The sequence below is a fragment of the Acinetobacter sp. YH18001 genome, from assembly GCF_013416975.1.
Classification (GTDB): Bacteria; Pseudomonadota; Gammaproteobacteria; order Pseudomonadales; family Moraxellaceae; genus Acinetobacter; species Acinetobacter pseudolwoffii.
The window spans coordinates 83,642-103,379 of sequence record NZ_VPEU01000002.1 but is presented as its reverse complement, the minus strand read 5'-3'; the positions used below and the strand labels follow the sequence as shown (position 1 = coordinate 103,379).

Sequence of the window (19,738 nt, the reverse complement as noted above, 5' to 3'; positions counted from 1 at the left end):
ATATCTATTGAAGCTCAGCGATGGGCTGTTCTAGTTTCTTTAATTTCAGATCAAACAAAAATGGCCCAAATGGCAAAATTGAAGCGATCAGGCCCATCAAAAACATGCTGAGCGACCATTTTTGCTTTTCACAGACCGCAAATAACACCACTAAAAACAGTACAAATAGTACGCCATGCCCCATACCAACATATTTCACTAAAATCGGATTATCCATCATGTATTTCACGGGCATCGCGATAAATAAAAGTAGCAGAAATGAAATCCCTTCAAACAAACCGACCAGACGTAAAGTTTTGATGTTCATAAGACATACTGATTTAATTAAATTAACCCTGAGTGTACCCAATATAAATTGAAGATTAAATCTTAAAAATAAAAATATATTCAATATTTATAATGAGTTATAACCGAGTAAAGCGGTTGGTTATTGAGTTTCACGATATTGTTATTGATGGCATAACTGCAAAAAAACTTTAAGTTTTCCGGCAATAAACTGATCTATTTCAAGAGTAAAAAAGTTATTTAGATACCAACTCTAAAGAAAATTTCATGAAAAAAGACGAGCAGATAGCCCGTCTTTTTCTTTTTATATCTACACTAATCTGTTTAGATCACACCACATGCAATGCGGTCGCCACCACCACCTAATGGTAAGGGGTTGTCAGAATAGTTGTCGCCGCCGGCATGAACCATAATGGCACGACCCTGAAGATCTGCCAGTTTCAAACGTGGTGCAAGCAGGGTGACACGGGCAGTACCGTCAGTATTGACTTTTAATGCAGGCAAATCACCGAGGTGACCGGTCACCGGCGTACCATGATTGGGTGACTGGTTCGGATTGTAATGACTACCGGCAGCCAGTGCTGCCCCCATCTTGCCATCTTTCATGGCGGGTGCACATGAACCATTTTCGTGAATATGGAAACCTCGCTCACCGGCAGGGAGCTGTTTCAGGTTGGTACGTATCACCAGACCGGCTGGACTGTCACTGAGTAATACGGTGCCAATCTCTTGACCTATCCCCTCAGCGGTTACTGCATTTACAGTCACGGCTCTGACCAGTTCATTCGATGGAGAAGTCGAGGCGCAACCTGTGAAAAGTGCAGCACTGAGCGCACAAAGTGTCGTAATTTTAAACAATGAAGACATGGTATTGGCATCCTGATCTTTATTCTGTTTTGTAAATCTATTGAAACAGAGCAAGATCAGAAGCTCTATATAGAATCAGTACTTAAATGTTTTGTTTTGTTTAAGTCGACTCAATTTGTGCTTTAAGGTGCTTTGGGCGGTGTGTCTTCGGTCTGCGGATCGATGTCATGTGCCATGGTGGCTTTAGGCATCATTAAGGGTTCATTCAAATTACTTTCATGTAACCATTCACGCCAAATTGCCAGCAAGACTGCAAGAATCACTGGACCAATGAAAACGCCGACCAGACCAAAACTGGCAATACCGCCCAAAACACCAAACATAATCAACAGGAATGGAATTTGTGTTGCGCCAGAAATCACCAGTGGACGAATTACGTTGTCGGCCGTGCTGACAATACAGACACCCCAAGCCATCACCCCAATCGCCTCAATCGTCTGTCCCTGTGAAAAGAGCCACAGTGATACTGCACTATAAGCCACCGGTGGGCCGAAAGGAATCAGGGCGAAAATAAAGGTCACAATGGTCAAGACCATCGGATTCGGTACACCCGCGACAAAATAACTCAGACCTGCCAATAAAGACTGGGCAATTGCAGTCAAACCAACGCCATAGACCACCGCACGTGTAGTGGCAGAAATGGTAGAAAAATAATGATGCACACGTGGCCCGACCACCATCTCAAAAGCTTTACGCACCTGATTTAAAATGGTCTGACCATCACGGTAGAAAAAGAACAGCGAAAGTATCGCAAAACACAATTTAAAGATATTTTTACTGACTTCATTCAATACCACTTTGCCGTAATTCAGATGACCTTGAATCCAGCTCGAGATCGATAGCGCGATACTGTTTGGATCGGTATTGATTTCATTTAAAGTTCGGCTAATTTCCTTGCCGACAATCGGAAGGCCACGAATAAAATCCGGTACATCCAGATGACCGGAAAAGACCTGTCGCTGCAATTCAAAATACAGATTACGACCTTCATGCTGCAACATAAAAATGGCGAAGATAAATGGCAGACCAAACACCAGAATCACGGCCAGAATCATCACGGTTGCACTCAGCGTTGGCCGATTGCCGCACATGCGTAACACCGACTGATACAAGGGCCAAGTCATATAGGCGATAATCGCTGCCCAAACTACAGGGATGATGAAATATTTGAGTATATGAAAACTCAAAAAAATCAGGATAAAGAACAATCCAAATAATAAGACTTTTTGTAATGTAGGCGCGTACTGTTGCACTGAATTTAATGGCTCATTTTTTAGGTCGTGTTCAGGCATATTAACTGAAAAAAAAGCGATCGAAAATGACGGCTTGGTAAGTAGCGTGATTATTTTCCCAAAGCAGTGTTAGGATTCAGCGGACTGGCTTAAAACCACTGACTGGGATCATCGATAATGGCATTCAGCACCGGTTGCCATTGATCCTGTAATTCCCGATAGATTTTTTGAGGTTTATCAAAGACTGACAGACCTTCCATAGCCAGACGGCTATAAGGTGCACGTTCTGAAATCCAGGCCACCGGCTGCTGGTCGATCTTGTCAAAAAACTGCTGTATGTCCTGATTACTGGCTGCATTCGGTTTGGTACGGTTGGCCAACAGTAAAATTTCAACCTTGCCTTTACGAATCCGCTTAATGTCCTGCAAATGTTTGAGAAAACGACGGGTCGAATCAATATCAAAAAATGAAGGCTGAATCGGAATAATAATCGCATGCGCTTCACTGATCAGCTGCTCGGCATGATCTTCAGTCAACGCTCCCGGTGCATCAATGATCAGATACTCAATCTGCTTCGGTGCATCACCAATGGATTTGTGATTGCGCCAGTCCAGACTTTGAATCGGCATGGCCTGTTCCGGACGTTGCTTGAGCCATTGCAATGCAGATTTCTGGTTATCGGCATCGGCCAGCGCCACCTTATAACCTTTTTGTGCGAGTGCTGACGCTAAACTAATAGCTGTCATGGTTTTGCCACAACCGCCTTTCTGATTCGCAACTAAAATTGTTTTCATGACTCAAGGTGATTTTATTCTGTTCCTGCCTAGCATATCATTCTTTTCAAGCGTACCAATGGCTGATGTTTTCAACTTCAGTCGAATATTGTGCTGAAAAAATAAAGTAAATTAGGAAGATTGAATGTCCATATGGATGGCCATGCTGATTGGCACATGTATCGGGGTGGTGCTGACCACCATTATTTTAAGTCAGACACGCAATGGACGCATCAAGGCTGAATATGAGCAGTATATTGCCGAGCTGGAACTAGAACATCAGCAGGCATTGATCGCCGCGCAAAAACGCAGTGTCAATACCAGCCGTGCAGTCCTGAAAGGCAAAATGGCGGAACAGCTCGCACCGATCATGCCGGAATTTCAATATCTGCCCAGTGATGCCAAGTTTCTGGGCGATCCTGTCGATTATGTGGTCTTTGATGGCTATACCGATTTCAGAGACGGCGAAGGCAAAGCAGAGGATATTGAAGTGGTATTGATTGATATCAAAAGTGGCGGAGCGCGTCTGACCAAAGGCCAGCAAGCCATTGCCCGTGCAGTTCAGGAAGGGCGGGTGCGTTTTGAAACCATCCGGATTGATTTCGATGATTGAGCACAACCAAGGAAAGAATAAGAAATTATGCAGAAATTACTGATCACTGCGCTGCTGTTTATGCTGGGACTGTGGGTCTGGAATGAGTTTTTTCGTGCGATCCCACATCTGGAAGAACGAGGTGTCTTGAAAAACTTTTCGGTAGAGCCGATTCAACCCATTTCAGCTACATTTACTGTGCATGATAAACGTTTCGTTAAACCGAATCGTCGTGTCTTGCATCAGGCCAGCCCTATGGTTGGACATTTTAATGATCTGGCCTATGTCAGTAATATCGATGTGCTGTTGCTCAGCCAGTCACTGCCAGCCATGCAGGCAACATTAGTATTTGATCAAGCAAAACGCTGTTATCAAATCGAGAAACAAATCAGCCAGGCTGAAGCTGAATTTCTCAGCACGCATGTCCAGCATTTTAGTCTGATCGCTGCCAACGAGAAAATTGCCAATCAGATTCGCAGGCTAAAATCAGGGCAGAAGATTACACTCAGCGGTGATCTGGTCACAGTACATTCAGGAAGCACGGGACAGGAATTTCAGGTGGGTACAGGCTCGGAATATCATGCCCATTGTCAGTTGCTGCGTGTGACTCAGTTGCAGCAACATTAACGGCAAAACGAAAATAAATTAGCCTTGCGGTTTACGCAGTCGAGCCAGCAGCATACGCTGGCCAATCTTCGGAATCCCTGTGGCATTGATATAATTCAATTCTTCAATTTCAAAACCAGTTTCCAGTAAGGCAGTTTCAATATCCCGGTTTAAATGACAGCCATCTGCGACTTTCTTCTGAATCGGGGTGAGTAAATGCTGCAGGCGCTGGATATTTAAATTTTGTCGATTCAGCACATGTTCGACCACATGCAAGTGACCGCCCGGTTGTAGCACACGATAAATTTCACGCAAACTTTGGCCGAGGTCAGCAATACTACACAGCGTCCAGGTCGAGACCACATGTTCTAGACTATGTTCTGCAAAAGGCAATGCTTCTGCACTGGCCTGAATATGTTCGACCTGAAAAGCAGCCTGCTGGATGCGCGCTTCGGCCAGCTTGAAAATAGCCGGATTGGGTTCTACGGCATAGACCAGATCTACTTCTTGATAGAAAGGCAGATTCAGCCCTGTACCAAAACCAATTTCCAGTACTTCACCAGAAATGTTCAAAAGCAATTCACGGCGTAAATCCATCAAGGACGGCGTTTGCATCACCTGATTTAAAAGGTGCGGAAAGATGTGTTGTTGATAAAGTTGATACGGCATTTGGGTTGTTTTAATTTAATCTGAATGTATTTTAGCTTAACTGAAAAATACAATATTCGGGAATGCCCAAGCTGACTAAATACACCCAGTTTGTTACCAAGTTCAACTGTTTATTCATTAAAAAATACGTAAGATCAAGGAAGATATCCTTAAAACGTTTGATCAACTCGATTAGGATTAGATTAAAAATGATGTTCAAACACTTTAAACATTATGCTTTGTTGGCCGGTTTGTTGCTGCCTATTTCCAGCTATAGCTCGGTCGATCACAATATTGCCAAAGGTTTGCCACCTGTGGTCAAAGGACAGTCGATTTCCGTCTTGCAGCCTTTTAAAGGTGATTTCCGTATTTTGGGTTCCAAAGTCTATAGCGCTGATCCGCAGGCCAAATTCTCTCCGATTGATTATGCGGTGAGTTGGGGTCTGTTTGCTGAACCTGAAATTGCCCGACATATTAGTGTCAATCAATATGACCGTTATCTGAACTGGAAAATGGATCGGGTGCCAGTGCCGGTAGAACAAGCCAAGCAGATGGTGTCCAATATGCATATCATTCCTGCCAATCCTGAAATTGCCAAGGCAATTAAAAAAGTAAAGCGTGGCGATCTGGTGCGTATGCAAGGGGAGTTGGTTGAAGTTCGTGACAAAGATCTAGTCTGGAAATCGTCTCTAACTCCGACCGATACGGGTGATGGTGCTTGTGAAGTTTTCCGCGTCAGTTCTATTAAGTGGATTGAAAAAGTCGGTAAAAGCTAAAAATAGACATTCTGTACATTTCTGAGTCGCATAAAAAAACCGCTCCTTTGAGCGGTTTTTTTATCTGCTTAGGACTTACTTCGCAGTTAAAGCCTGACCTTCAAAGGCAATTCCATCCCAGCCATTGAGCATAAACTGGCGGATATTCTGATGATCAGTCGCCTCTGGCGTCGCCAGTACAGCAGCATAGTGCTCGGCAAACAGGCTTAAGGTTTGGGCCTGATCCAGCCCATTGAGTCGTGCAAAGGCAAAAACTTTGGCGCTGCCTTGGTTTTCAGTGGTCGCATTGCTCTGCTGGCCATTTTTAAATGCAGTCGGGGTATGGGTATAATGCGCTTCGATATAGGCAATCACATCTGCAAATTTTGCCTCACCTGCGGCCAATTGTGCCAATAAATCTTGTGCCATGCTGTTTTCCCTTTGCAATCAATAAAAATTTCGATGCGATGAATATAGCAATTTTCTTGCGAAGTTCCATGGTATTTAATGGGTTTGCAGTTCAAGATAATCATGAAAATGATTCATAATTAATTTGAAATTCCGGATCAAATCAACTGGATCAATAAATAGAATAGGAACGTATATGGGCTGGCTTTGGGTGGCAATCGGCGGGGCAGTGGGTGCCAGTTTACGGTATGCAGCAGGGCTCTGGTTGCTAAAACCACAGATGCAATTTCCTTGGCCGACTTGGTGGGTCAATATTCTGGGCTGCTTATGTGCAGGGATCTTTTTTGCCTGTAGCCAAAAATATCCAATGCTGCAACAGGAAGCACGTCTGTTTTTAATGGTGGGGATACTGGGCGGATTTACCACATTTTCCAGTTTTGGTCTGGAAAGCTTTCAGCTTTTGAAACATGGCGCCGTAGGTTTAGCTCTATTGTATGCGCTGTCGAGTGTAATTGTTGGAATTATCGTTCTGGCGCTGGGTTTTTACTTGACTTCACTGGCTTTGGCTCAAAGCTGAAACAGACATAAAAAAGTCAGGAAACTGGAGGTTATTTCCTGACATAAACCACGATTTGAAGATCAAGATAATCGACGGTTTTTAGTTTTAACCACGTTTAAAGCGGCCAAAACGTTTATTAAAGCTTGCCACGCGACCTTCATTGCTGGTTTGACGCTGCTCGCCAGTATAGAAGGGATGAGAAGCACTTGAAATATCAAGCGTGACATAAGGATATGTTTTCCCCTCATATTCTTTAGTCTGGCTAGAGTTCATTGTGCTGCCAATCACAAAATAAGTATCGGCATTGGTGTCATGAAATAACACTTCACGATACGCTGGATGAATATCTGGACGCATATATAATTCCCTCATGATTCTTAATGAAATGTTATAATATAACATTTGATATTTCAAGTCATCTAGAGTTACAGCGTGTAAGCCTTTGGGGTCAAAATTAACCTCGACTCGGCACCAGTTCTTCAAATACATCACTCAGATCATCATGAACTTTTAAATGAATCAGGTTCCAGTATTGTCCTGAAATCGTCCGGTTCACCATGAGCGTATCTGGAGATGGCTTAAACACATCCCAATATTTTAGAGAAGGTTTGAGCAACTCCATGCCATCATGATGGGCCGAGTTTTCAGCAAAATCATAATGGGTGACCAGTGGACGCATCAGAACTTCCAGCCATTGTTCATACAATTCAGTCGGGAATTTTCCGGTTTCAGTCAAGGAATGCAGCGCATCTAACTGTTGCTCAATCACGGGAATATTCTTCTCGCGTGCGGCATGAATAAGTTCCCGGAAATGCCCAATCACTTCAGTCGAAAGAGTCTTAACGCCACCATAATCATAAACAATCACAGAGCCATCTTCACGAAAGGCAAAGTTGCCCGGATGCGGGTCACAGTGAAAGCGTTTCAGATAAAAAATTTCCTGACCAATCGCACGCAGCAGACGGCGCCCTAAGGCATTGCGGGTTTCCTGTGGCCAGGTGCTGGCGGTTTCAATACTTTCTCCCATTTCCTGACTCAAGGTTAGAATATGCCGTGAAGAATATTCATGAAAAACCTGTGGAATCACAATTTTATGATCCAGTGACTCATGGAAAGCACGGGCAACTTCCAGGTTCTGAGCTTCAATTTCATAGTTGAGCTCATTGTCCAGACTATGCTGAATTTCTTTAAATAACTGATCCTGAAGTTTACGGTCAATCTTTAAAACGCCCATCATACGGAGCGCCAGACGTACCTGTTTCAGGTCACTTTCACAGGCTTCATCGACCCCCGGATACTGTACCTTGACCACCACTTGCTGGCCATTGGGTAAAGTGGCTTTATGTACCTGACCAATCGATGCTGCGGCAAAAGGCTGTTCATCAAACTGTTGAAATAATTGCTGTAAAGGTTTACCGAGTTCCTTTTCAATTTGCGCCTGAATGTCCTTAAATGGCATGGGCGGTGCCTGACGTTGCAATTTGGCAATGGCTTTGGCAACTTCGGGTGGAAAAATATCTTTATATTGCGAGGCGATCTGACCAACTTTCATGACCGCACCTTTCATTTCTCCCAAGGTATCCGCGATTTGTATACCAATATCCTGAAATAATTTGCTGCGCGCAGTATTTTTCTGCTCTTCGTCGGCAGTTAAATTTTTAATTGAATTGGATAGGGTTTTACCTGCAATACTTGCGGTCATTCCGGCAAGTTTCATAAAGCGACGACCGGGTGTGCTAGCCGTTTTTGCCATGCGAGATTCCTTGAAACCAACAATTATTTGATGTATTTGATCATAGGTGACAAAGATTCAATTGCCTAGATTTAATTGTAGAGGTTGTGTTGTGATTTTCTTTAACTTCTCCATCTTTGGTGCATGATCTTTGATTTATCAGAAGATTTTTCTTCATCTCCTGTACTTAAACCCAAACAAGATTCCTGAATACATCATTGTTTTAGGTCAGGCTGCATAATCATACTAAAGGTTGTTTTAGTCCCAAAAGTATAAATAAAACAACTCGCAGTAATGAAGAAAATTCAATGAAAGTCTATCGATATTTTACTGCTCAAGATGATGTGTATTTTTGTGTGCGTATCACTTAAACCTTAAATACAGGACCTAAGTTAGATGATTCACCCACCATGCGCTTTAATGGCACGGAGGTGGTTGTAGAGCCGCTGCTGATCAAAGATGTGATAGACGAATCAGAGATTTCCAAAGCATTAAAAAATGCGCTGGATCCTGAATCGCAGCGCATTTTCCAGCTTGAATTAATCGGCTGAACGCATTGAGTGGTCGAGACTTAAACGTTTATTGTTGCCATATAAACGAGCTAATAAAAGTACACAGGCCACACTCAGACCCACAATCAGGCCAACCCAGACACCGGCTGCGCCCATGTCGGTAAAGCGGGACAGATACACCCCGACCGGGAAGGCAATCACCCAGTAAGCCAGCATGGTGATCCACATAGGGCCTTTGGTGTCCTGCATCCCACGCAGACAACCTGCTGCACTGATCTGCCAGCCATCCATCAGTTGATAAGCAATCGCAAACAGAATCAGATAGACCGCGATTTGGGTCACGATCATATCCGAGGTGTAGAGCGCCACGATTTCATTACGGAACACCCAAAGCAAAATCATGGTCAGGATTGCCAGAATAGTGGCCGTGATCAGGCCGAGATATTGCACTTTACGCATTGCCTGCCAGTTCTGTTCGCCATAATAGGTGCCGACCCGAATGGTCAGGGCAATCGCCAGTGACATTGGAATCATAAACAGCTGTGAGGTCACTGAAATGGCAATCTGATGCGCAGCAACAATGGTTTCTCCCAAAGGGCTGAGCACGATCGCCGCAGTACTAAAAATACTGACCTCAAAGAAAATCGCCAGTCCGATCGGCAGACCAAGCTGCAAGATGCGTTTCATCCATTCCGGGTTGATTTTTTCCCAATGAGTAAACGGCTGGGTGCGTTGATAGGCTTTATTCTTAAAAATATACAGTGCCAGAGTAATGACCATTAACCACTGTAAAATTGCCGTAGCAAAACCACAGCCGGCACTACCCAAGGCTGGAACAGGGCCAATTCCATACATAAATACATAGTTCAGTGGAACCAGCAACACCAGTGCCAATAGGCTGATGACGGTCACCGGACGTGGATGACCAATCGCTTCTGAATAGCCACGTAAAGCGGCATACATAGTCACTGCCGGCATACCAAAACCAATTGCATGCAGGAATAAACCGGCTTTAGGCTGCAAGCTTTCCGGTACACCTAAGATTGGTAAAGTCGCTGGCAACAGCTGCAAAATCAGGCCAGCAATAATCCCCAGAATCAGAGCCACCCAAAGTGACTGACGGGCAATGGTGGCAATTTTTTCAGGGGTACGTGCGCCATTCGCTTCAGCCACCAAGGGTGTCGTGGCAATCATGATGCCGCTAAACAGCAGCATCACCGGAATCCACAGACCCACCCCGACTGCAATTGCTGCAAGATCGGTCGCAGACAGATGACCTGCCATAATGGTATCAATCAGGCCCAAACCTGCCTGGGAAAATTGGGTCACCAGAATAGGTAACATCAGATGAAACAGTTTTTTTAATTCAAAACCAAAGGTCGTAACCGGTGTAACATTCGACACAAAAATTACTCATCGTGATCATGTGCTTAAATAGAGGGGTTTAGCGTTGTAAAGTGAGAAGCACACCAATAAAAATTACTCCGCCGCCTAAAAGACGTTGCCAGTTAATCGGCATTTTTTCGTTGCCCAATAAACCCAGATGATCGACCAGCATCGACATGGCCATCTGACCAAAAATAATCAGGCCGCTAAGCACCAGAAAGCCAAGTTTGGGTGCTGCATAAATGCTCATGCTAATCGCGTAGACACCCACAATGCCCCCAAGCCATAAATACCAGGGAACATTCATTAATTCCTGTACACCGGGTTTGGGATTGGACTGAAAAAGTACAATCACAGCGAGCACTATTGTACCAATCAAAAAGGAAAAAAATGCAGCTTGCATAGGAGAATATAAATATTCTTTCAGTTGCGTGTTAATTGCGGTTTGAAGCGTCAGCAAAACACCAATTGCAAAGACTAAAGGAAGTAAAATAATCAGTTGAGAAGATATTTTCATAATTTTAACTATCTAATTCTATTTGAGTTTTTAGATATAACCCGGTGATCATTTTAATTTTAGCAGTGTTGCTGCCGAGTCATGTTAAAATTCAGCTATATCTTGTAGTCGTTTTTGAGTAGTTCTTTGGCTGAATTGAATCCTGCTGTTATCCCATTGTCTTTATATATTCATATGCCATGGTGCGTGCGCAAATGTCCGTATTGTGACTTTAATTCGCATGCTGTTCCTGATGGTGAATTATCACTGGAACTAGAACAGGAATATTTACATGCCTTGGTTGAGGATTTTAAAACGCAGGTCGATTTTGCCCAAGGCCGTCAGATTCATACTGTATTTATTGGTGGCGGTACGCCGTCGCTGATTTCTGCTCAAGGTTATCAATGGCTATTTGATCAGTTGCAAGCCATTATTCCCTTTGCAGAAGGCTGTGAAATTACGCTGGAAGCTAATCCTGGTACGGTAGAGCATGACCCATTTGCAGGTTATTTGCAGGCTGGCATTAACCGTTTGTCGATTGGGGTGCAGAGTTTTAATACTGACCATCTTAAACGTTTGGGTCGGATTCACAGCAATGAAGATGCGATTTCTGCGATTGGATTGGCGCGTGAAGCAGGCTTTCAACGAATTAATGTCGATTTAATGCATGGCTTGCCTGAGCAGACTTTAGATCAGGCCTTACATGATTTAAAACTTGCGGTAGAAAATGGCGCGACACATATTTCCTGGTATCAGCTGACGATTGAACCGAATACGGTATTTTTCCGTACCCAACCTATTCTACCGGTAGATGATGTACTTGAAGATATTCAGGAGCAGGGCGAAATTTACCTCAAAGCTCAAGGCTTTATCAATTATGAAGTTTCTGCCTGGCGTAAAGAATTACCTTCAGCGCATAACCTGAATTATTGGCAATTCGGCGATTATCTGGCGATTGGTGCGGGTGCACATGGCAAAGTGACTCAACCTGATGGCGTATATCGTTTCCAGAAAACCCGCTTACCTAAGGATTACTTAGCCAAAGTACCTGCTGAACATTTGCAGTTTAAGCGTATTGAAGCTGAAGAGATGCTATTTGAGTTTATGATGAATGCGCTACGCTTAAATCAGGGCGTAGAGGCTAAATTTTATATCGAGCGTACTGGTCAAAGTTTGGATACTTTACAAGATTTATTAAGCTCTTTACGTAAAAGAAAATTAATGATCGATGACCAAAACCGGCTTGCATGTACCGAGCAGGGGCATATCTTCTTAAATTCGGTACTGGAAGAATTTCTTTAACTGATTTTTATTTTCTGAACATTTTTCAAAGACCTTCATAAATCTATATGAGGGTTTTTTATTGTGCAGATTTTACCAGATCAGGAATTTTTAGCTTGGCATAGAGCACACCGGTTTTTAGATCAAACAAATAAGCTTTAAAAGCTAGAGCTGAATAAGAGAAATTACAAGCACAAAAAAAGCACTCTAAAAGTGCTTTTTTTCAATATCTTGCTTCTAAATTATAGAGCAACGATATTTACAGCTGTAGGGCCTTTTTGACCTTGAGCTACGCTGAAAGAAACCTTTTGGCCTTCAACTAAAGTTTTGAAACCTGAACCAGTGATTTCGCTGAAATGAGCAAAAACGTCTGGACCTGATTCTTGTTGAATGAAACCGAAACCTTTAGTTTCGTTGAACCATTTTACTGTACCGTTAACTGTATTAGACATAATGTAACCTATTGAATCGTATGAATTTATAGCCAAAATTTCAGATGACTAACTGTAACTTTGAAAAATAAAAAGGATGGAGCTTTTTGATCTGTAATACGAAGGTTTATGACTAAAACTGCGATACTTAAAAGAAACTAACCAAAACAAGAATTTTTCTAGTTGGGATTATCATACCGCTTATTTTGAGATATACAAGCGTTTTATTTATCTAATTTATTAGGCTATTGAAAAATATAAAATTAAACCTGTATATTTTGTATTCAGGCCAGTGTTTTTAGGGTTTAAAAGGGTAGCTCTCAATAAAAAGAGCGCCGAAGCGCTCTTTGTAATTCAATTTACAGCTTAGTAATCAAAACTAAAGTGCTCTGGTGCCAGTGCGGTCATAGTTTTGGATGGATTCACCATCGCTTCAGCATGACCTTGGGTACGAGGCAGAATACGTTCGAAATAGAAATCAGCGGTTTTGATTTTTGCTTTATAGAACTCAGGTACTTCTGCGCCATCGCCAGAAGCCAGTTTGGCTGAGGCAACTGCGGCTTGCTGCGCCCAGAAGTATGCCATCATCACATAGCCCGAGAACATCAGGAAATCGACTGAAGCAGAAGAGACGATGTCGCGGTCTTTACGGGCTGCCAGCATGATTCGAACAGTTAATGCATTCCACTGGGCACATAGCTTGGTGAGATCCCAAGCAAAGCGGCGCATATATTTATTACGCGCATGCTGACCACAAAATTTCAGGATTTCAGCGGTATAATCACGAATCACTTTGCCTTTCGAGGTTAACAGTACTTTACGACCGATCAGATCGAGTGCCTGTACACCTGTCGTTCCTTCGTAAAGGGTAGAAATACGTGAGTCACGCACGATCTGTTCCATGCCCCATTCTTTGATATAGCCATGACCACCAAAGACTTGCATACCGTGATTCGATGCTTCATAGCCCATTTCAGTCAGGAAGCCTTTTAGAATCGGGGTATAGAAACCTAAGTGATCATCATGCTGTTCAAAGGCAGCGGTATCGCCACGCAATAAAGCATCATTCATGTTGTCGGCAATTTGCGCAGCATGATAAATCATGGCACGGCCACCTTCGGCAATGGCTTTTTGCGTCAACAGCATACGGCGTACATCGGCATGATGAATGATGGCATCCGCCACTTTTTCCGGATCTTTTTTGCCAGACAGGGCACGCATCGACATACGTTCTTTGGCATACGGCAGAGCACCTTGGAAGGATAACTCCGCATGACAGATGCCTTGAATCGCAGTGCCAATACGCGCAGTGTTCATGAAGGTGAACATGGCATGCAAGCCTTTATTCGGTTCACCAATCAAGTAACCCGTGGCCTTGTCGAAATTCAGCACGGCTGTTGCTGAGGCGCGAATCCCCATTTTATGTTCAATCGAACCGCAATTGACTGGATTGCGCTCACCGATGCCACCATCGGCAGCAGCAATAAATTTCGGTACGATAAACAGTGAAATGCCTTTAGTACCTTGCGGTGCATCCGGAAGGCGCGCCAGCACGATATGTACGATATTTTCAGTGAGATCGTGCTCGCCTGCGGAAATAAAGATTTTGGTTCCTGAAATGGCATACGTGCCATCTTCTTGCGGCTCGGCTTTGGTTTTAACCTGACCCAAGTCAGTACCACATTGCGGCTCAGTCAGACACATGGTGCCAGCCCAAGTACCCGCAACCAGATGCGGCAGATAGGTATTCTTCTGCTCATCGGTGCCGTACTGGATAATGGTATTGATACAGCCCACGCTTAAACCCGGATACATCTGGAATGACCAGTTTGCAGTTCCCATCATTTCCGATTTGATCAGGTTTAAAGACATTGGCAGGTTTTGACCACCAAACTCTTCAGGATAAGACAGACCTTGCCAGCCACCTTGGACGAACTGATCATAAGCGTCTTTAAAGCCCTTAGGCGTTTTCACTTCGCCATTTTCAAAATGACAGCCTTCAGCATCACCGCTTTCATTCAGAGGTGAAAGTACATTTTCACAGAAATCTGCTGCACCTTCCAAGATCATGTCTACCGTGTCGGTATCGGCATATTCACCATTCGACAAATTCTGGTAGTGCGCAGGGTAATCGAGCACTTCATTCATGAGGAAGCGAATGTCGTGTAAAGGGGCTTTATATGCTGGCATGCGTTTAATCCTGATTAAAATAGTTTTGGATTATCTGTATCGATTCTTTGATTATTCATATTTGAGATAAAAAAACATTGATAAGGCAAGCAAATAAAAATGTCAGAAAAGCGAATCGAGTCTTAGAGCCAACCAATAAAATCGGATGATTTCATCTTCTGGCTGTCAGCGTACAGAAAGGTTGAAAACTTCTTATCTGATTGGACTTTAATGAATTGAACACCAGATTGTCTAGTGCTACTTTTGTATGAATTGTACTCAATTGTTATCAATAAAAAATTCAAGTTAAAAATGTCATTAAATCCAGTAGCTGAATTTTTAGTCTTTAATAATGGAGTTAAGATCAATTCGGGTTGTTGTTACAACCCGAATTCTCTGGTCAAAATAACTGGATATTTATAGAAAATCTTTTAAATCTGGTTTGATGCCATTCCAGATAGAAAAAGATTCCAGTGCCTGACCGACCAGCATGCCAAAGCCTTCAGATGTTGGCACAGCACGTGCTTTGGCCTGATCAAGGAAGGAGGAAGGTTTGCCATAGGCCATTTCATAGGCATAGTTAAACTGTAAGGCTTCTGGAAGCAGCAAAGCATCACCGCTGAGGCTGGCTGAAGTGGCATTGATCACCAGATCAAACTCACCGGCAAGATGTTCTAGTGAAATAGCCTGTAATTCGAGCTGCGCTACAGCATTCTGCAGATCCGCAACCAGTTGTTCAGCGCGTGCCAAGGTGCGATTGGCAATCACAATTTTTTTTGCGCCTGCCTGGGCGAGAGGATAGATCACGCCACGGGTTGCGCCGCCTGCACCGATAATCAGGATGTTGGTATTTTCCAGCGGCCAGTTGAGTGCACGAATCGCATCGACCAGACCTTGACCATCAGTATTATCGCCATGCAAAATACCATTTTTCATCCACAGGGTATTCACCGCCTTGGCAATTTTGGCTCGCTCACTGAGTACCTGACATTGGGCAAAAGCCTGCTCTTTAAATGGCACGGTGACATTCATCCCGATTCCGCCATGGGCAAAAAACTCCTGAATATTGGCCTCAAAGCCATCCAGAGGAGCCAGACGTTTGCTGTAATTTAGATCAATTCCGGTTTTTGCTGCAAAAGCGTGATGCAATTCTGGAGAGCGTGACTGTTCAATCGGATTACCAATCACGGCAAATTGTTTGCTCATTTCACAATGTCCATGTGCTGAAATGGTCATCAATATACGTGAAAAAGCGCAGGGACTAAAGCCTGCGCTGTTTTAAATAAGGGGTCAGGAAATGCGGTTTAGGAACTGCAGATGTCCATAATATGTTCTGCAAATACCAGCGCCATACTAAGCACAGCTCCGACCACAGTCAGGATACTCACCAGAATAGCCGCGCCATCCAGAAGCAGATTATGACTCAAAACGGCGGTACTCATCGCACTGATGGCGAGAGCCAGAAAAAGCCAAAAGGCAAAAACAGGAAGATTTAATTGAAGATGATGCATTGTTATTCTCACTAGACATCTAATAGATTGTGATCGATGTAGCGATAGGATGCCGCGACCAAATCAGGGATTACTCTGCAGCAGTATAGAGGAATAATGGATTAAAACAGCCCTCTATTTGAGGGCTGTTTGTATCATTTCATTGCAGTTGATTTTAATTCTGTGAGCCAGTCATGGGGTTTCAGATAGTAATTGGTCAAACGCTTTTCCGGCGAGCCTTCATCCCATTCAGGACGATAGGACCAGCCGGTCAGCGGAGGCAAGCTCACCAAGATTGATTCAATCCGTCCGCCAGTCTGCAAACCAAATAGCGTACCGCGGTCATAAACCAGATTGTATTCGACATAACGGCCACGACGATATAACTGGAACTCGCGTTGTGCTTCGGTATAAGGTTTATTCTGATTACGCTGGAAAATTGGCAGAATCGCCTCTAGGTAACCATTGCCTACGGCCTGTATATACTGGAAACAGGTATCAAAATCCCACTGATTCAGATCATCAAAGAATAACCCGCCGACACCACGCTGTTCATCACGATGTTTTAAATAGAAATAATCATCACACCATTGTTTATGTTCAGGATAAATCTCTTCACCAAATGGCGCACACAGATCATGCGCCGTCTGATGCCACGAAAGGACATCTTCATCATTTGGATAGAACGGCGTCAGGTCGAAACCGCCACCAAACCACCAGATTGGATCTTGCCCTTCTTTTTCTGCAACAAATAAACGCACGTTGGCGTGTGAGGTTGGTACATTCGGGTTTTTCGGATGGATGACCAGCGATACACCCATCGCTTGCGCCTTGGCACCGGCAATATTGGGATGGCGTTCAGTGGCTGAAGCGGGCAGTTTGGAAATATTGATATGGGAGAACATCACCCCGCCTTTCTCAATCACGGTACCATTTTGCAAGACACGCGAACGGCCACCACCACCTTCCGGACGTTCCCAGTCATCAATGATAAATTCGGCTGTACCGCCGCCAGCACGCTCCTGTTGTTCCAGTGCTGCACAAATCCGTGCTTGCAAGTCGAGGAGAAATTCACGAACGCGTTGAATATCCGCAGATGTAGGATGCTGCATCAGAGCCTCGTAGGAAAATAAAAAAACTAGCTACATCAAAGCATAAAATCACTCAAAGATTAAGGTCTATTTAGCAATGTAGTGGATTGAACCAGGCTTTAAATTTGAGTATTGATGGACAGAATGGGGCATTAAATCCGACCAAATGGCTAGGTTGAATTCTTTTTTCAAGCTCAGCACAATAACTTGCAAGCGCTCATGGGTTTGGGCATTTCTCGATGGTAATAGGTGGGTGTCATGTCGGTACAGGTCAATTCCCTGATTCAAAAATATAATGTTCCCGGTCCCCGCTATACCAGTTACCCGACCGTTCCATATTGGGAAGAGCAGAATTTCTCACTGGAACAATGGAAGCAAACGCTGAAAAAATCCTTTACTGAATCCAATCAAAGTGAAGGCATCAGCCTGTATATCCATCTGCCATTTTGCGAAAGCCTGTGCACTTTTTGCGGGTGTCATAAGCGAGTCACGAAAAAACATGAAATGGAACAGCCCTATATTCAGGCAGTGCTGAAAGAATGGGATTTGTATTGTGAGTTGCTGAAAGATAAGCCGGTCATTAAAGAAATTCATTTAGGCGGGGGAACACCGACTTTCTTTTCTGTTGAGCATTTGACTCAACTGATTCAAGGTATTTTGGCCAAAGCAGACATAGCGCCTGTGCATGAATTCAGTTTTGAAGGGCATCCGAACAATACCACGCGTGAGCATTTACAAGGCTTGTATGATCTGGGCTTTCGCCGGGTCAGTTATGGGGTGCAGGATTATAATGAAACCGTGCAAAAAGCCATTCACCGGATTCAGCCCTATGAACATGTCAAACAGGTAACCGAATGGGCGCGTGAAATTGGCTATGAGTCGATTTCGCATGACTTGGTGTTTGGCCTGCCTTTTCAGCATCTGGGCGATGTCTTAAATACCATTGAGCAAACCAATTCACTTCTGCCGGATCGTTTGGCTTTATATAGCTATGCACATGTGCCCTGGATTAAAGGCAATGGCCAGCGCGGTTTTAAAGATGCCGATGTACCCAAAGATGCGATCAAACGTGAATGTTATGAAGCGGCTAAAAAGAAACTGCTGGCGCATGGTTATCATGAAATTGGCATGGATCATTTTGCTTTAGATACAGATGGCATGTACCAGTCCTTTCAAGCTGGAACATTACACCGCAATTTTATGGGATACACCGCCTCTAAAACTCAAGTGATGATCGGTTTAGGAATTTCTTCGATCAGTGATAGCTGGTACAGCTTTGCCCAGAATGTGAAAACTATTGAAGAATATTATGCCTGTTTAGCTCGCAATGAAATTCCGGTATTTAAAGGACATGTCTTAAATCAGGAAGATTTGATTATTCGTCAGCATATTCTGAATTTGATGTGCAGCTTTAGTACCTCATGGGAAAAACCCGAGCTATTTTTCCCTGAAATCGATCAGGTGGTGGAACAGCTTAAAGAAATGGCACAGGATGGTTTGATTCAAATGACAGACTCATCAGTCACGATTTTGGAGAAAGGGAAACCATTTGTACGTAATATTTGTATGGCTTTTGATTTACGTTTAAAGCGACGCATGCCGGAGAACCGGATTTTTTCGATGACGATTTAACACTTAATCCATCCCAACCCTCCTTTAAGAAAGGAGGGAGTTTTCTCCTTTTTTTGAAAGAAGGAAAAGCCTCCCTGAGCAAGACTTAAGCATTGCTTTAAGTCGAAGCGCAAGAAAGGGAGGTTTGGAGGGATTTATTAAGGGGAGGATTTAAAAATCATCCTTCTGATAAAGATGCGCCATACGTTCATGTTTGGTTTTGAGATATTGCTCATTAAACGGATTTAAGCCGACGGTGAGGGGCACCCGATCGACCACATTAATCCCTTGGGCTTTTAAAGCTTCAATTTTTAAAGGATTGTTGGTCACCAGACGTACCGCTTTGACCTGCAAATGATCCAGCATAATGCTGCACATGTCATATTGACGTGCATCAGCCGGCAGGTTCAGCATTAAATTGGCATCGACCGTATCATGTCCCTGATCTTGCAGGGCATAGGCACGAATCTTGTTGGTCAGGCCAATACCGCGTCCTTCCTGACGCAAATACAGAATCGCCCCGCGACCTAACTCATTGATCAGCTTTAAAGTCGCCTGCAATTGCGGGCCACAGTCACATTTCAGTGAAGCAAAGGCATCACCGGTTAAACATTCAGAATGTACACGAACCACGACTGGCTCGTCAGAAACTTCTTCAAGTCCTTTGGAAAGAGCGACATGTTCTTCGCCAGTCTTAGGGTCTTGAAATACAGTAATTTTAAATTCACCGTGAGCGGTAGGTAATCTTGACGTTGCGACAAATTCGATTGGCACAGCTGAACCCGTTAAATCCTGAAAGTGGCTAAAGTATAGC

23 protein-coding genes are annotated in these 19,738 nt (G+C 43.7%); 7 read left to right on the top strand and 16 right to left on the bottom strand.

Annotated elements, in window-relative coordinates; genetic code table 11:
* Positions 1 to 4 precede the first annotated feature (4 nt).
* From FTV48_RS01485 to FTV48_RS01470, 4 genes are all read right to left on the bottom strand, one after another.
* Positions 5 to 307: a DUF3817 domain-containing protein gene (locus FTV48_RS01485; RefSeq protein ID WP_179999174.1), complete on the bottom strand. Its 303-nt coding sequence runs from the start codon at positions 305 to 307 to the stop codon at positions 5 to 7.
* A 302-nt stretch (positions 308 to 609) separates the two neighbouring features.
* The gene (gene sodC, locus FTV48_RS01480; RefSeq protein ID WP_005168781.1) at positions 610 to 1,152 is read right to left on the bottom strand and encodes a superoxide dismutase family protein; all 543 of its coding nucleotides are present in this window, start codon (positions 1,150 to 1,152) and stop codon (positions 610 to 612) included.
* Between the two features lie 122 nt (positions 1,153 to 1,274).
* Positions 1,275 to 2,405: an AI-2E family transporter gene (locus FTV48_RS01475; RefSeq protein ID WP_370982120.1), complete on the bottom strand. Its 1,131-nt coding sequence runs from the start codon at positions 2,403 to 2,405 to the stop codon at positions 1,275 to 1,277.
* A 128-nt stretch (positions 2,406 to 2,533) separates the two neighbouring features.
* Entirely contained in the window at positions 2,534 to 3,178 is a 645-nt protein-coding gene (locus FTV48_RS01470; RefSeq protein WP_005094230.1) for a ParA family protein, read from the bottom strand.
* Between the two features lie 124 nt (positions 3,179 to 3,302).
* Here FTV48_RS01470 and FTV48_RS01465 point away from each other — a divergent pair, with 124 nt between their 5' ends.
* Both FTV48_RS01465 and FTV48_RS01460 read left to right on the top strand, forming a co-directional pair.
* Entirely contained in the window at positions 3,303 to 3,770 is a 468-nt protein-coding gene (locus FTV48_RS01465; protein WP_179999172.1) for a Holliday junction resolvase-like protein, read from the top strand.
* A gap of 27 nt (positions 3,771 to 3,797) precedes the next feature.
* On the top strand, positions 3,798 to 4,376 hold the full coding sequence (locus FTV48_RS01460; protein WP_005094228.1) for a hypothetical protein: 579 nt from the start codon (positions 3,798 to 3,800) through the stop codon (positions 4,374 to 4,376).
* 18 nt (positions 4,377 to 4,394) lie between these two features.
* On the opposite strand, the gene FTV48_RS01455 is transcribed toward FTV48_RS01460, so the two are convergent.
* Positions 4,395 to 5,024 (bottom strand): class I SAM-dependent methyltransferase, encoded by a 630-nt coding sequence (locus FTV48_RS01455; RefSeq protein ID WP_005168776.1) that lies wholly within the window; start codon positions 5,022 to 5,024, stop codon positions 4,395 to 4,397.
* Between the two features lie 191 nt (positions 5,025 to 5,215).
* On the opposite strand from FTV48_RS01455, the gene FTV48_RS01450 reads away from it, so the two are divergent.
* Entirely contained in the window at positions 5,216 to 5,779 is a 564-nt protein-coding gene (locus tag FTV48_RS01450) for a hypothetical protein (protein WP_100355218.1), read from the top strand.
* Positions 5,780 to 5,854: 75 nt separating this feature from the next.
* On the opposite strand, the gene FTV48_RS01445 is transcribed toward FTV48_RS01450, so the two are convergent.
* Positions 5,855 to 6,187 (bottom strand): HopJ type III effector protein, encoded by a 333-nt coding sequence (locus tag FTV48_RS01445; RefSeq protein ID WP_179999170.1) that lies wholly within the window; start codon positions 6,185 to 6,187, stop codon positions 5,855 to 5,857.
* 175 nt (positions 6,188 to 6,362) lie between these two features.
* Between FTV48_RS01445 and crcB the strand changes: the two genes are divergently transcribed.
* Entirely contained in the window at positions 6,363 to 6,743 is a 381-nt protein-coding gene (crcB, locus tag FTV48_RS01440) for a fluoride efflux transporter CrcB (protein WP_004281556.1), read from the top strand.
* 87 nt (positions 6,744 to 6,830) lie between these two features.
* Here the strand turns inward: crcB and FTV48_RS01435 are convergent, their stop codons facing one another.
* Positions 6,831 to 7,082: a type B 50S ribosomal protein L31 gene (locus FTV48_RS01435; RefSeq protein WP_005094222.1), complete on the bottom strand. Its 252-nt coding sequence runs from the start codon at positions 7,080 to 7,082 to the stop codon at positions 6,831 to 6,833.
* A 97-nt stretch (positions 7,083 to 7,179) separates the two neighbouring features.
* On the bottom strand, positions 7,180 to 8,478 hold the full coding sequence (locus FTV48_RS01430) for an AarF/ABC1/UbiB kinase family protein (protein WP_005094220.1): 1,299 nt from the start codon (positions 8,476 to 8,478) through the stop codon (positions 7,180 to 7,182).
* A 389-nt stretch (positions 8,479 to 8,867) separates the two neighbouring features.
* Here FTV48_RS01430 and FTV48_RS15165 point away from each other — a divergent pair, with 389 nt between their 5' ends.
* Positions 8,868 to 9,008 (top strand): hypothetical protein, encoded by a 141-nt coding sequence (locus tag FTV48_RS15165; protein ID WP_005094217.1) that lies wholly within the window; start codon positions 8,868 to 8,870, stop codon positions 9,006 to 9,008.
* Here FTV48_RS15165 and FTV48_RS01420 read toward each other — a convergent pair.
* Together FTV48_RS01420 and FTV48_RS01415 are read right to left on the bottom strand one after the other, a co-directional pair.
* Positions 8,997 to 10,373, bottom strand: coding sequence for an MATE family efflux transporter (locus FTV48_RS01420; RefSeq protein WP_005094210.1), 1,377 nt, complete (start codon positions 10,371 to 10,373; stop codon positions 8,997 to 8,999). The genes FTV48_RS15165 and FTV48_RS01420 overlap by 12 nt on opposite strands.
* A 40-nt stretch (positions 10,374 to 10,413) precedes the next feature.
* Positions 10,414 to 10,872 (bottom strand): DMT family transporter, encoded by a 459-nt coding sequence (locus tag FTV48_RS01415; protein WP_005094208.1) that lies wholly within the window; start codon positions 10,870 to 10,872, stop codon positions 10,414 to 10,416.
* A 126-nt stretch (positions 10,873 to 10,998) separates the two neighbouring features.
* On the opposite strand from FTV48_RS01415, the gene hemW reads away from it, so the two are divergent.
* Complete coding sequence (hemW, locus tag FTV48_RS01410) at positions 10,999 to 12,153, top strand: radical SAM family heme chaperone HemW (protein ID WP_179999168.1); 1,155 nt, start codon at positions 10,999 to 11,001, stop codon at positions 12,151 to 12,153.
* Between the two features lie 221 nt (positions 12,154 to 12,374).
* On the opposite strand, the gene FTV48_RS01405 is transcribed toward hemW, so the two are convergent.
* From FTV48_RS01405 to hemF, 5 genes are all read right to left on the bottom strand, one after another.
* A complete protein-coding gene (locus tag FTV48_RS01405; RefSeq protein WP_004281542.1) occupies positions 12,375 to 12,584 on the bottom strand; it encodes a cold-shock protein in 210 nt (69 codons plus the stop codon).
* A 345-nt stretch (positions 12,585 to 12,929) separates the two neighbouring features.
* Positions 12,930 to 14,753: an acyl-CoA dehydrogenase C-terminal domain-containing protein gene (locus FTV48_RS01400; protein ID WP_005168756.1), complete on the bottom strand. Its 1,824-nt coding sequence runs from the start codon at positions 14,751 to 14,753 to the stop codon at positions 12,930 to 12,932.
* 396 nt (positions 14,754 to 15,149) lie between these two features.
* Complete coding sequence (aroE, locus tag FTV48_RS01395) at positions 15,150 to 15,938, bottom strand: shikimate dehydrogenase (protein ID WP_179999166.1); 789 nt, start codon at positions 15,936 to 15,938, stop codon at positions 15,150 to 15,152.
* 98 nt (positions 15,939 to 16,036) lie between these two features.
* Positions 16,037 to 16,243: a hypothetical protein gene (locus FTV48_RS01390; protein WP_005094202.1), complete on the bottom strand. Its 207-nt coding sequence runs from the start codon at positions 16,241 to 16,243 to the stop codon at positions 16,037 to 16,039.
* A 134-nt stretch (positions 16,244 to 16,377) separates the two neighbouring features.
* Positions 16,378 to 17,334: an oxygen-dependent coproporphyrinogen oxidase gene (gene hemF, locus FTV48_RS01385; RefSeq protein ID WP_179999164.1), complete on the bottom strand. Its 957-nt coding sequence runs from the start codon at positions 17,332 to 17,334 to the stop codon at positions 16,378 to 16,380.
* A 237-nt stretch (positions 17,335 to 17,571) separates the two neighbouring features.
* On the opposite strand from hemF, the gene hemN reads away from it, so the two are divergent.
* Positions 17,572 to 18,945, top strand: a complete 1,374-nt coding sequence (gene hemN, locus FTV48_RS01380) for an oxygen-independent coproporphyrinogen III oxidase (protein WP_179999162.1) — start codon at positions 17,572 to 17,574, stop codon at positions 18,943 to 18,945.
* Positions 18,946 to 19,095: 150 nt separating this feature from the next.
* Here hemN and ribA read toward each other — a convergent pair whose 3' ends face one another.
* Complete coding sequence (ribA, locus tag FTV48_RS01375; protein WP_005094196.1) at positions 19,096 to 19,698, bottom strand: GTP cyclohydrolase II; 603 nt, start codon at positions 19,696 to 19,698, stop codon at positions 19,096 to 19,098.
* Positions 19,699 to 19,738 lie beyond the last annotated feature (40 nt).